Genomic DNA, 12,836 nt, shown 5'->3' on the forward strand with positions numbered 1-12,836 from the left:
ACCCTGCCTCGAACTATTCTATGTAGGGGTATCCCGATCATACTTGAGTATGAGCCCGCCTCGGGACGGAGCGCCGCCGGGGAGGGAACATGGCTGGTCAATGCAGCGGCAAGGGTCCCGATCCCTATGGGGGCCGCCCAAGGGGGACTTAGGGCTCGGACGGGCGGAGAGAACCCCCGTCCCGATCTTGCGAACGGCATTAGCCCGCGCGCCTCAGGACGCGACGGGGCCGCCGGCCTTCTTCCAGGCGTCGATGCCGCCCTCGATGTGGCAGGCCGTCTTCAGCCCCACATCCTGCGCCGCCTGCACGGCCATGGCCGAGCGTTCGCCGAAGGCGCAGTAGAAGACGATCCGCTTGCCGGCCGCGACGGCGAGCGCATGCAGCAGGCCGCCGGCATCGAGATTTTCCTGCAGGGCCGGGTAGGGCGCATGGATCGAGCCGGGAATGACGCCGTGGGCGGCGACGACGCCGGAGCAGGTCGAGGAAGCGATCCTGACCGGCGACCGCCTGCTGACCCCGGGCGCCTGCCAGCCCTGTTCGATGGGCCTTCGCATCGCCTCGGCGGTGGCGCTCACCCAGGCCGGCGAGATGGAACAGGTCGATCGCTGCCTCAACGAGGCCGAGCGCATCGCCGGCATGTGGCAGGGCGCGCTGCCTGGAGCGGATAGCCGCGGTGATGCCGGCCGCCGGCGCCTTGGCCGTCCGGCAGGCCCGGGCAATCGCCTCTATCGACGGGCGAAGCGGGCGTGCTTGACGATCACGCCCTCGATCGTCTCGGGCCGGAGAATGGTGTCGATCGCCAGCTGCGCGGCGCCGAGGATGCCGCCATTGCCGTCCGATTTCGCCCGCACGATCTGCAATTCGCGGGTGGCGAGCGGCAAGGAGCGTTCGAAGACCAGCTGGCGCACGCCGGACAGCAGATGGTCGGCCGCGCCGGAAAGCGTGCCGCCGATCACGATCGTGCTCGGGTTGAGCACGCTGACGACATCCGCCGTCACTTCGCCCAGCACGCGGCCCGCCTCGCGCACGCAGCGGATCGCCTCGGGCTGGTTCGCGTGGACAAGGGCGACGATGTCGCGCGCGTTCTCGGCATCAAATCCCTTGGCGCGCAGGTCGCGGGCCAGCGCCCAGCCGGCGGCGCGCGCCTCGACGCAGCCGAGCTTGCCGCATCGGCAGAGCGGCGGATCGGCGGAATTGAGCTGGATGTGGCCGATGTCGCCGGCCGCTCCCTGTGCGCCGCGATAGAGCCGGCCATCGGCGATGATGCCGCTGCCGATGCCGGTGCCGGCCTTGATGAACAGCAGCTGCTCGACCTCGGGCCAGAAGCGGCGCGACTCCGACAGCGTCATCAGGTTCACGTCGTTCTCGACCACGACCGGCGCGCCGATCGCGTCGCCCAGCCAGGAGCGGATGTCGAAATTGTCCCAGCCGGTCAGGATCGAAGGGCCGAAGACGCGCCCGGCGCCGAAATCGACCGGTGCCGGCAGGCAGAGCCCGGCGGCCAGCAGGTCGCTGCGCGGCCGGCCGATGCCGTCGAGCAGGGAGAGAAACTGCCCGGCGATCCGTTCCAGCACGGGCAGCGGGCCGTCGCGCAGGTCGATCGTGCAGGTGGATTCGGCCAGGATCGCCGGTTCCAGCGTGGTGACGGCGGTGCGCAGGATGCTTTCGCCGACATCGGCGACCAGGATGACACCAAAGCCGGTGTTCATTTCCAGCACGCGCGTCGGCCGGCCGCCGCTCGGCAGGGTCTTCGGCGCCTCGTCGACCAGGCCGGCCGCGATCAGCGCGTTGAGGCGCTGGGTGACGGTGGTGCGGGAGAGTCCGGTGCGGTCGATCAGCTCGGCGCGGGACTGCGCCCGGCCCGAGGCGATCAGGGACAGGAGAGGGGCCCCGCTGGCCGCCGCCGCAATCTCGCTTCTATCCGGATCGTTCTGCACGAAATGTCGCTCTTTCTGCCGAACCAGGCCTGGCCCGGCTGCGTGCGCCCTGTTGCAAGCGCACGCTCCGGGCGACCGAACCGGCCGATTCGTCGGCTACCAGAGTGTATAGCCGCCGTCGACGACGAACACCGATCCGGTCACGAAAGACGACGCTTCGCTCGCGAGCAGCAGCGCGATCGGCGCGATTTCCTCCGGCGTCGCATAGCGCTGCATCGGCACCTCGTCGCGCCAGTAATGCGCGTAGTCCTCGTATTCGGTGCTGGCGATCTCGGTCTTCACATAGCCCGGCGCGATCGCGTTGACGCGCACGCCCGACTGCGCCCATTCGGCCGCCAGCGACTTGGTCAGGTGATGCACGGCGGCCTTGGAGATGCCGTAGGGCGAATGCCATTGCGGGCGGTTGATGATCAGGCCGGAGATCGAGCCGATATTGATGATCGAGCCGGAGCCGCGCTTGACCATCTGGTTGCCGACCACCTGGCTCGCCTTCCAGACGGCGTCGAGATTGATCGAGAACAGGCGCTGCCATTCGTCGTCGGAGAGCGTCAGCGCATTGGCGTGGAAGCCGATGCCCGCATTGTTGACCAGCACGTCGATCGGGCCGAGCTCCTTCGCCACGGTCTCGACCATGGCTTCGAGATCGTCGCGGTTGGCGACGTCGGTCTTCACGGCGATGGCGGGCACGCCGAGCTTCTTCAGGTCGGCGAGCGTCTCCTCGCTCTTGGCTTCGTCGCGCGCCGCGATGACGATCGACGACCCGGCTTCGGCGAGGCCGACCGCGATCGCCTTGCCGATGCCGCGGTTGCCGCCGGTGACGACGGAGACTTTGCCCCGCATCGAGAACTTGTCCAGGATCGACATGGGTATGACTCTCTCTTCGTTGAACTAGGGCCCGGCCGTCTCAGGCGGCGGGCTGGGGGCGATCAGGCTCGACTGGACGGCATCGGCCGGCAGCGCGCCGGTCATGACGCCGACCACGTCGCTCATCGAGGTCGTCTTCGGGCTGACGACGACGGCGCGGCGGCCGAGCCGGTGGATATGGATGCGGTCGGCGATCTGGAAGACGTCGGGCATCGAGTGGCTGATCAGCACGACGGAAAGTCCCTGGTCGCGCACGCGGGTGATCAGGTTCAGCACCTGGTTGGTCTCGCGCACGCCGAGCGCCGCGGTCGGCTCGTCGAGGATGACGACGCGCTTGCCCCACGCGGCGGCGCGGGCGACCGCGACGGCCTGGCGCTGGCCGCCGGAAAGGGTCTCGACCTTCTGGTTGATCGACTGGATGCGGATGCCGAGGTTCTTCATGTGGTCGGCCGCCTGCTGGCGCATGCGCGACTTGTCGAGCTGGCGGAAGATCTGCCCGCGCAGGCCCGGCTTGCGCAGTTCGCGGCCGAGGAACAGGTTCTGCGCGATGTTGAGCTGGGTCGCGACGGCGAGTTCCTGGTAGACGGTCTCGATGCCGGCGAGCCGGGCGCTGAGCGGGTTCTTGAAGTGAACCTCGGCGCCATCGACGAACACCGTGCCGGAATCGGGGATCGTCGCCCCGGTCAGCACCTTGATCAGGCTCGACTTGCCGGCGCCATTGTCGCCGACCACGGCGAGGATCTCGCCCTTGGCCAGCTCGAAATCGGCGCCGTCGAGGGCGACGACATGGCCATAGCGCTTGGTCAGGCCCATGGCCTGCATGGCGAGCGGCGGGGTGGGGTGGGTCGTCATGCGCGCTGTCCCCGGCCCAGATACTGATCGGCGCCGACGGCGAGGATGACGAGGAAGCCGGTGGCGATCTGCTGGTAGAGCGAGTCGATGCCGGCCTGGGTCAGGCCGTTCTTCAGCACCACGACGATGAGCGCGCCGACAAAGGTTCCGGCGACGCCGCCGCGCCCGCCGAACAGGCTGGTGCCGCCGATGACGACGGCGGTGATGCTGTCGAGGTTGGCGATCTGGTAGCCGCTCGGGTCGGCGATCGGCGTGCGGCCGAGCGCCTGCCAGCCGGCGAAGGCATAGAACACGCCGGCGAGCGCATAGACGCTGAAGATCACGCCATTGACGTTGACGCCGTTGAGGCGGGCGGCGGCGGGCGAATTGCCGATCGCATAGACGCGCACGCCCCAGGCGGTCTGGTTCAGCGCATAGGCGAGGATCAGCGTCAGCGCGATCCAGAGCATGCTGCCATAGGTGATGGTGACCAGGCCGAAGGAGGGACCCTCGCCAAGGATGGTCATGAAATCGGAATTGATCGGATAGCTGCGCGATTGCGTGTAGAGGCGCGCGGCAGCCGTCAGGATCGTGAACAGGCCGAGCGTCGCGATGAAGGGCGGAAGGCGGAAGCGCGTGATGATCAGGCCGTTGATCGAGGCGCCGACGACGCAGACGGCGAGGCCGACCAGCATGCCCAGCCCCGGATCGCCGCCGGCGGCGATGCTGCCCGCGACCACCATGCCCAGCACCATGATCGCGCCATTGGCGAGGTCGATGCCCGAGACGAGGATGATCAGCGTCTGCCCGAGGGCCAGCGTGCCGACGACGACGGATTGCTGGAAGATGAGCGACAGATTGCCCGCATTCAGGAAAGTCGAGGTCGTGACCGAGAAGACGACGAGGATCAGGACCAGCGCCACCAGCGGTCCGGCGACCGGATAGGCGAACAGTCCCGTGGCGGCGCGGCGCAATCCGGCGAGGAGGCCGGCAGGGGGATTCCCTGCCGGCTCCGCGTCGATCCTTGCCTGCCCGGTATCGGTGCGAACCCGGTCAGACGTTTGCATGGTCACTCTCCCCAGCAGTTTTCCAGGCCCCACTTGGAGTCCTTGGATTCAATGCCGTCCACCGGATTGTCGGTGATCAGGATGGTGCCGGAATTGTTGACGCCGGTGGGCTTGGGGCCGCCATTGACGGCCTTGACGATCGCCTCGACGGCGAGCGTGCCCATATTGGTCGGGAACTGCATCACGGTCGCGCCGATCGTGCCGTCGGCAACGCTGCGGACGCCGGAGCAGCTGCCGTCGATCGAGGTCATCACGATGTCCTTCTTCGCCCGCTTGATGGCGAGGAAGGCGCCCTGGGCCGCCGGCTCGTTGATCGTGTAGACGGCGTTGATGTCGGGATGGGCCGACAGCAGGTTTTCCATCGACGACTGGCCGGTTTCGACATTGGCCTGCGTCAGCGCGGTGCCGGCGATCTCCGGAGCGCCCTCGGCGATGCCGAAGCCCTTCAGGAAGCCGTCATGGCGCGCCTTGGCCGTCTTGTCGGAGAGATCGTAGTCGAGCATGGCGATGCGGGCCGGCGTGCTGCCGAGCCGGGCCTTCGCCCATTTGCCGATCAACTCGCCGGCGGCGAGATTGTCGGTCTCGTACGAGGCGTCGGCAGCGGTGGCGGGCTCCAGCGAGGTGTTGGTCGTCACCACGATGATGCCGGCGTCGCGGGCCTTCTGCACGATCTTGACCAGCGCCGAGGCGTTGGCGGGATCGAGCACGATGCCCTTGGCGCCGCGGTTGATCATGTTCTCGATCGCGGCGACCTGGGTCGCGGAATCGCCGGCGACGCTCGATTCCGCCGTCATGGTCTCGAGGCCATGCTTCTTGGCCGCGTCGACGCCCGCCTGCTGCAGCTTGGCGAAGAACGGATTTGCCAACTGCTGCTCGACGATGCCGATCAGGAACGTCTTGTCTTGCGCCTGAGCGCCGGCCGAAAGCGCCATGGTGGCGGTCAGCGCGAGCGTCGCGGGCATGGCGATGGACCGTAGGGTCCGGCTTGTCATCTTCAACATAGTCCTGGTCTCCTCCAACCTGGTTTATTGTCGAGTGTCACGGATGTGCCTGGTCAACCTCCCGCTCCGGGCTTGCGGGGTGGCTCGCGTATCGCGGTGTTTCCGACGAGCCGTTCGGAAAGCCGCCCGCCGTCCCAAGCGCGCGCATCGACTGGCGGAGCCGGTCGTCGGCGGCAAGCTGGCGGTATTGCTGATAAAGCGACGCGTAGACTTCGACGGCGGCGGGATCGGGCGTGAACCGGTCGAAGCGCCGGGCGCCGAAACGGGCCGCGCCGGCGGCGAAATCCGGGACGATGCCGGCCGCGACCGCGCCATGGATGGCGGCGCCGACGGCGGTCGGATTGGCGATGTCGGGAACCTCGATCTCGCGTCCGAGCACGTCGGCCATGATCTGCAGCAGCAGCGGATTGCGCCGCGACAGGCCGCTGGTCAGGATGACCCGGTCGATCGGCAGGTCGCCGGCGGCGAGGTGATCGAAGATCGAGCGCGCGCCATAGCAGAGCGCCTCCAGCAAGGCGCGATAGATCTGCGTCGAGCTGGTCGAGAGGTTGAGCCCGATCAGCAGGCCGCTGAGGCTCGAATCAGCGAACGGAACGCGGTTGCCGCTCCACCAGTCGAGCGCCATCAGGCGGCTCTGGCCCGGCTTCAGCGAGGCGGCGCTTTCGTCATAGAGCCGGAAGCTCTCCGCCACCGGCTCCGCGCGGGGGAAGTTGCGGATGTACCAGGCGAGGATGTCGCCGAAGCCGGCCTGCCCCGCCTCATAGCAGGCGAGATCGGGCAGGACGGCGCCATCGGCAACGCCCTCGATGCCGGGCGGCAGATCGCGCGCCCGGTCGCCGAGCAGCAGATAGGCGGCCGAGGTGCCGAGCGCGCCGACCAGCGTGCCGGCGGCGATGCCGTCCACGGCCGGCAGCACGACATGCGAGTCGATAACGGCGACGGCCACGGCGGCATCGCCACGAATTCCGGTTCGCTCGTGCCAGCCCGGCGCCAGCAATCCCGCGGCCGAACCCACGGGCAGGGGCGGCGAGAGCCGATCGGCAAGCTGCGGCACGGCATGGCCCGGATAGCCGTCTTCGGCCGAGAACTGCGCCTTGTAGGCGGCGAAGTCGAGGCTGCGGGCCTCGATCCTGGTCAGTTGCCAGACCAGCCAGTCGCCGGCCTCGATGAAGCGGTCTGTCTGATTCCAGATCGCGGGGGCTTCGGCCTCGATCTGCGCGGCCTTGGCCAGCAGCCATTCGCCCGACAGCCGGCCGCCGAAATTCTTCAGGAAGCGGCCGCCCTGGGCATTGATCGCATCAGCGTAGGGCTGCGCGGCGGCATGCTTCCATAGCTTCACGAAGGCATGCGGTTCGCCGGGAAGCAGGGCGGAAAGCGGGGTGCCGTCGGCACGCGCGGGCAGCGGCGTACTGGCGGTGAAGCCGATGCCGATTCCGGCGATCTCGAAGCCACGGCCGATCGCGGTCAGGATCGCCTCGGCCGCTTCGAGATAGTCGGCGGCGTCCTGCAGGGCGTAGGCGGGCGGCAGCGCCGTGCCGTCGGGCAGGGCGGAGGTCATGACGCCGTGCCGGTAGGGGTGGGTATGGCTCGCTTCCTGCTCGCCCGTCGTCGCATGGATGCGGACGCCGCGCGCCGACTCCGTGCCGAAATCCAGACCTAGCAGATAGACGTCAGCCACGATGCATCAAGCTCACTCCTGCGGAAGGCCGAATGGGCCCGCCTCGATCCTCTTGCCGGCGAGGGGAGAAACGCTTCCTGTCGGCGGCTGACGAATTAATGTCCGCACGTGGTCTTAAGTCAACTGAGTTATGTATATTTTTGGACGTATATAAATACGCGGCATTCGGGATGCCCAAACGAAAATCGCCCCGCCGTTGCCGGCGAGGCGATTGTGCGACGGATGAAGTGCGGCGGAGCCGATAGAACCCCGTTCAGGCGAAGGAGGGCAGCCTTTCGCCGGCCGGCCTGGCGGCGCTGGTTTCCGGCAGGCTTTCATAGTGCGCGAGGCGATCGCCGAGCGTCGGAATGTCGGCGATTTCGGCCATGTCGATCCGCCCGACGATCCGCCCCCGCGACAGCACAACGACCTCGTCCGCCACGTCGAAGATCTCCTGCACCTCGGTGCAGAAAATGATGACGGAGCGGCCGCGGGCGGCGAAGTCGCGCAGCAGTTCGTAGATGTCGGCCTTGCTGGAGATGTCGACGCCGCGCGTCGGCTCCTCGATCACGATGATGTCGGTGTTTTCCTCCATCGAGGCGCCAAGCACGACCTTCTGCTGGTTGCCGCCGCTGAGCGAGGTGATCGGATGTTCGGGGCTGCCGGTCTTGACGCGGTAGCGGGCGATGCCCTCGCGGGCGATCGCCTCCAGCCGGCCGGGATCGAGGAGGCGTGACCGGCCGCCCAGCGCGCCGAGGCCGAGCCGCGCCGCGAGATTTTCGCCGACGCTCATATTGTGGAACACGGTGTGCCGCCGGCTTGCCGCGAGATAGGAGACGGACGTGCGCCCGCGCGGCGTCAGGCTCTTGCGGTCCGCTTCGCACATCGGGCGGAAGGCGCCGATCGCCTGTGCCAGTTCGCGTGCGCCGGAACCCTCGACGCCGGAGAGCGCGATGATGCGGCCCGGCATCAGGTCCATCGAGATGTCGCGGAAGGCGTCGAGCCGGTCGGCGCAGCGGGCAAGGCGCCAGACTGGCGAACCGTCCCGGCTTGAAGTGGCCCCTGGCGCGGCGCGGGCGGTATCCGGCTTCTTCTCGCCGGCATGGCTTGCCGTCAGATGGGCGGCGATCGCGGTCTCGCTGATCTCCGCGCCGTTTATCTCGGCGCTGATGCGGCCGTCGCGCAGCACCAGCACGCGGTCGCAACTGCGCACGAAATCGTTCAGCCGGTGCGTGATCAGCAGGACGATGCGGCCGTCCCGAGCCAGTTCGCCCATGGTGGTGAAGAGCGCCTCCGATTCCTGTTCCGTGAGCGCCGAGTTGGGCTCGTCGAACAGATAGACGTCGGCATCGCTCAGCATGGCGCGGGCGATCTCGACGCGCTGCTGCACCGCCAGCGACAGATCGGCGAGTTCGTAATGCGCGAAGGCGGCGATCCCGAGCCGCGTCAGCACCGCCTCGGCGGCGGCCGGGTCCACGGCCATCCGGCCGAACCAGCGGCCCTCGCGACCGACGGCGAGGTTCTGCTCGACCGTCATGTTCGGCCAGATATGCGGCTCCTGGTGCACGACGGCGACCCGCTGCCACACATCGGCGACCGGGCCGTCGGGCCGCTGCAGCACGATCTCGCCGCTATCCGCCTTTTCCTCGCCGGCGAGCATCCGCATCAGCGTGCTCTTGCCGGCGCCGTTCGGGCCGGCAATGCCGATGATGCTGCCCGAGGTGATGTCGAGATCCAGCCCGTCGAGCGCCCGCGTCGCGCCATAGCGCTTGGTGATGCCCTTGCCGGTGAGCCGGATCATGCCACGGCTCCCGTGCCCGAGCGGACCGAGCGCTGGCCCGCGCTGCGGATCAGCTTCTGCGAGACGAGATCGAGCCACACGGCGCCGATCGTCACCAGGCCGATGAACAGGAGCTGGACGAAGGAGCTTACGCCGAGCAGGGCGAGGCCGTTGTTGAGGAGGGCGAGCAGGATGACGCCGAGCAGCGTCCCCATGATGGTGCCCCGGCCACCATTGAGGCTGGCGCCGCCGATGACGACCGCCGCGATGACCTGGAAGGACAGCGAGCTGGACTGGGTCGGCCCGACCGAGCCGACATAGGAAAAATCCAGGATGCCGGCGAGCCCGGCCATCAGCGCGCTCAGGACGAAGACGACATATTTGTACTTCTTCAGCGGCAGGCGGGCGACGCGGGCCGCCTCCGCATTGCCGCCCATCGCCATCAGGCGGAAGCCGAACACGGTGCGGTGGCGCAGGATCCAGAACAGGATGAAGGCGCCGACCAGCCAGAGCGTCTCGACGGGAATGTCATAGGCCATCAGCGCGCCGCCGAGGCCGTGGAAGAAGGAGAGTTCCCAGGCGGGCGGCAGCGGCTCGTTATAGGCCGGGGTGAAGGTGGTGGCGTTGCTGATCAGCAGCGACAGGCCATCGGCCACGTTCAGCATGCCCAGCGTGGTGATGAAGGAGGGCAGGCCGGCCCGGACGGTCAGGAAGCCGTTGAGCAGGCCGGTGAGCAGGGCGATGCCGAGGCCGGCCGCCAGCGCCACCAGCAGCGGCGTCGTGAAGGGCAGGCTTCCGCCGCCGAGCCAGAGCGTGGCGGTGACGGTGCCGGCCAGTCCGTAGACGGCGCCGACCGAAAGGTCGATTTCGCCGAGCAGGATGACCAGCATCTGGGCGAAGGCCACCATGCCGAGGGCGACCATGGAGCGGACCAGCGTCAGCATGTTTTCGGGGCTGAGAAAGGCCGAACGCTGCGACTGGACGATGACGGCGATGAGGACGATAGCCAATGCCAAACCAAGGGTTCGCAGGCTGTTCAGTACTTTTTGCTGCCCCAGGAGGGCAAGAGCGGACTGGGTCATGGTATCTCCGGGACGGCAGCGACAGGGAAGAAGCAGGACGGCGCGGGGACCTCGATCCCCGCGCCGTCCTGTCGGCGCTGAAAGCTAGCGGGCGGCCTTGAGGCGCTCGCGGCCTGCGTCCACGGTCAGTTCGTTCGCGCCGCCGGCCTGGGTGATGACGATCGGGCGCAGGAACTGCATCGGATCGGCCGGGGTCTCGCCCTTGGCCAGGAACTGGGCGCACTGCTCGACGGGAGCCTGGGCCTGGTTGTCGAAGCCCTGGTCGATCGTGACCAGCGTGTTGCCTTCGCCGATCGAGTCCAGGATGGCGCCGCTGACATTGAAGCCCGAGGCGAACACCTTGCCATTGAGCTTCAGGTTGCGGATGACGTTGCCGACGCCCTCAATGCCCTGGTCGGTGTGGAAGAACAGGGTGACGTCCGGATTGGCGGTCAGGAACGGCGTGACCGAGTTCAGCACTTCCTGCGTCGTGAAGTTCTTGCCGGTCGGGATGCCGCTCTTCACGTCATTGAAGAACTTCGCGTCGGGGAACACCGACTTGTAGCCTTCCATGAAGCCTTCCATGCGGGCCTGCGCCCAGGGCTGGTCGGGAGCGCCGCTGCCCATGGCGATCTGGTTGACCTTGATGCCCTTTTCCTTGATCAGCCGCGCGGTCGTCTCGCCGTTGATCTTGCCCGCCTGCACCTCGTTCAGCGCGTAGAAGGCGAAGCGCTTGGCCTTCGGCGCGTCGATGTTCAGCGTGAACACCGGAATGCCGGCATCGGCATATTTGTTGATGATGTTGGTGAACTGGTTCGGCAGCGGAGGCTGCAGCGCCAGGCAGTCGACCTGTCCCGAATTCAGCAGCGTCTCCAGCTCGGAAAGCTGCTTGGCGGTGTCGGGATTGACCGGTCCGACCATACGGCACTCGGCCGAAAGCGACTTGTTGGCGGTCTCGCAGCCCTTCTTCGTGCCGATGCGCATTTCGGCGCCCTGGATCGGCAGGCCGGTGCCTTCGATGCCGACCACGATGTTGGCTGTCTCGCCCGCCTCGAGCTTCTTGACGATGCGGGGCGCGAGCTTGAACTCCCCCCAGGGCATGGTGCGGCTTTTCGCGCCGTCCGGCACGGTGATGCCGGCCGCGTGGGCCGAGGTGGCTGCGCCGCAAACACCGGCAAGCAGCGCGGATCCGATTACCGCGAGCATGCGGCTTCTAAGGCGGGACATGAGGCTCTCCGTTCGCATCTGGAAGTGTTCTGTTAGGCAGAACTGTGTTTTGTGCACTCGAACTGTAACGGAGGGGCACGGCTTGTCAATACGACCGCCGGGGTCGTCTGGCGGCGTTTGAAGGGAGGGTCGGGCAGGCGTGCGGAAGCGCCCCCCGCACGCACGGGAGGTCGTGCCGGAACGGTTTTGGCGCTGGTACTAGCGGGGCGAGGGCAGGGCGGCGTGCGCGGGGCCGCCGAGCAGGAGGCTGATCCGATCGGCATGGGCGCGGACGATCGCGCCCAGCCGGTGCACGTCCTCGTCGGCGCGCTTCATGGTCGTGACGCTGATCGCGGCCACGGCGGCGCTGTTGCGATCGTAGATAGCCGCGCCGACGCACAGCACGCCGATATTGTCTTCCTCGTTGTCGAGGCTATAGCCACGCTCGGCGATCACTTTCAGTTCCTCGATCAGGGCTGCCGGTGTCGTGAGCGTGTGCTCGGTACGCCGCGGCATGCCGAGCCGCTTGAGGATCGCCTTGACCTCGTCCTGCGGCAGCCGCGCCAGCAGCGCCTTGCCGACCGACGAGCAATGCGGCAGCTCGCGCCGGCCAAGCGACGACATCATGCGGAACGGCCCCGGCGCATCGACGCGGCCGATGGCGACCGCATGGCCATCGTCCAGCACGGCGAGGCGCGAGGTCAGTTTCGTCGCGTCGGTCAGTTGCTGGAGGATCGGGGTCGCGATCTGGGTGATCCCCATCTCGGCCACCGCCCGGTCGCCCAGATGCACGAGCGCCAGGCCGAGCCGGTAGAGGCGGCCATTGCCGACACGGGTATCGGCCACGAATCCACGCGCCACCATGGTCTGCAGCAGGGTGAAGGCGGTGCTGCGCGAGACGCCGATCGCCGCCGCGATCTCGCCCACGCCCATGCCCTTGCTGTCGCCCGCGCCGAGGGCTTCGAGCACGTCGAGCGCCCGGCCGACGCTGCGCAGCGGGTATTTGTCGGGAGTGCTCTCGTCAGGCGTGCTGGACACGGTGGGTTGCCTTCTGGGTTCGCCGCGCCTGCAACGTGCAGGGCGGATAGGGCCGTTCGCACAACCGATACGCGGAACGATGGCCCGTTGACAATATCCTGGAACTGCCCCTACGATCTGCATAACAGAACTATGTTCTGCATAACAGAACGCAAGAATAATGACGACGGGGAAGTGCAGGATGTGGTCGAAACCTCAGAGTTTCTGTCCCGGGGAGGCACGCATGGATCGACCGGCTCCGGTCGGCGGGCGCGATCGCCGCCGTGTGCTTTCGACTCGGGCGGCTGCTGGCGGCCTCGTCTCGTCCCGATCCCGTGCCGGGCAACGGGCATAGCCGTCCGGGCTCATGCCCGCCTTTCCGGGGCTGTCCGCGGTCTCGCACCTTTTCCGATC

The 12,836-nt window shown here is 67.7% G+C and carries 11 protein-coding genes; all 11 read right to left on the reverse strand.

Features of this window, described 5'->3' with window-relative positions:
* Window positions 1–213: 213 nt before the first annotated feature.
* Window positions 214–555 (reverse strand): rhodanese-like domain-containing protein, encoded by a 342-nt coding sequence (locus OSH10_RS18595; protein WP_407660732.1) that lies wholly within the window; start codon window positions 553–555, stop codon window positions 214–216.
* 171 nt (window positions 556–726) lie between these two features.
* Window positions 727–1,938, reverse strand: a complete 1,212-nt coding sequence (locus OSH10_RS18600; protein ID WP_266333472.1) for an ROK family transcriptional regulator — start codon at window positions 1,936–1,938, stop codon at window positions 727–729.
* Window positions 1,939–2,034: 96 nt separating this feature from the next.
* A complete protein-coding gene (locus OSH10_RS18605) occupies window positions 2,035–2,802 on the reverse strand; it encodes an SDR family NAD(P)-dependent oxidoreductase (protein WP_266333473.1) in 768 nt (255 codons plus the stop codon).
* A gap of 24 nt (window positions 2,803–2,826) precedes the next feature.
* Window positions 2,827–3,654, reverse strand: a complete 828-nt coding sequence (locus OSH10_RS18610; protein WP_266333474.1) for an ATP-binding cassette domain-containing protein — start codon at window positions 3,652–3,654, stop codon at window positions 2,827–2,829.
* Entirely contained in the window at window positions 3,651–4,700 is a 1,050-nt protein-coding gene (locus OSH10_RS18615; RefSeq protein WP_266333475.1) for an ABC transporter permease, read from the reverse strand. Before OSH10_RS18615 ends, OSH10_RS18610 begins: the two co-directional genes overlap by 4 nt.
* Before the next feature lie 2 nt (window positions 4,701–4,702).
* Window positions 4,703–5,701, reverse strand: coding sequence for a substrate-binding domain-containing protein (locus OSH10_RS18620; RefSeq protein WP_266333476.1), 999 nt, complete (start codon window positions 5,699–5,701; stop codon window positions 4,703–4,705).
* Window positions 5,702–5,738: 37 nt separating this feature from the next.
* Complete coding sequence (locus OSH10_RS18625) at window positions 5,739–7,379, reverse strand: FGGY-family carbohydrate kinase (RefSeq protein ID WP_266333477.1); 1,641 nt, start codon at window positions 7,377–7,379, stop codon at window positions 5,739–5,741.
* Window positions 7,380–7,632: 253 nt separating this feature from the next.
* Window positions 7,633–9,159 (reverse strand): ATP-binding cassette domain-containing protein, encoded by a 1,527-nt coding sequence (locus OSH10_RS18630; protein WP_266333478.1) that lies wholly within the window; start codon window positions 9,157–9,159, stop codon window positions 7,633–7,635.
* Entirely contained in the window at window positions 9,156–10,220 is a 1,065-nt protein-coding gene (locus tag OSH10_RS18635) for an ABC transporter permease (RefSeq protein ID WP_266333479.1), read from the reverse strand. Before OSH10_RS18635 ends, OSH10_RS18630 begins: the two co-directional genes overlap by 4 nt.
* Window positions 10,221–10,304: 84 nt before the next feature.
* Window positions 10,305–11,426, reverse strand: coding sequence for a substrate-binding domain-containing protein (locus OSH10_RS18640; RefSeq protein WP_266333480.1), 1,122 nt, complete (start codon window positions 11,424–11,426; stop codon window positions 10,305–10,307).
* A 198-nt stretch (window positions 11,427–11,624) separates the two neighbouring features.
* Window positions 11,625–12,443 (reverse strand): IclR family transcriptional regulator, encoded by an 819-nt coding sequence (locus tag OSH10_RS18645; RefSeq protein ID WP_266333481.1) that lies wholly within the window; start codon window positions 12,441–12,443, stop codon window positions 11,625–11,627.
* Between the last annotated feature and the right edge of the window lie 393 nt (window positions 12,444–12,836).

Origin of the sequence: Kaistia defluvii (genome assembly GCF_026343955.1) — a bacterium.
Classification (GTDB): Bacteria; Pseudomonadota; Alphaproteobacteria; order Rhizobiales; family Kaistiaceae; genus Kaistia; species Kaistia defluvii.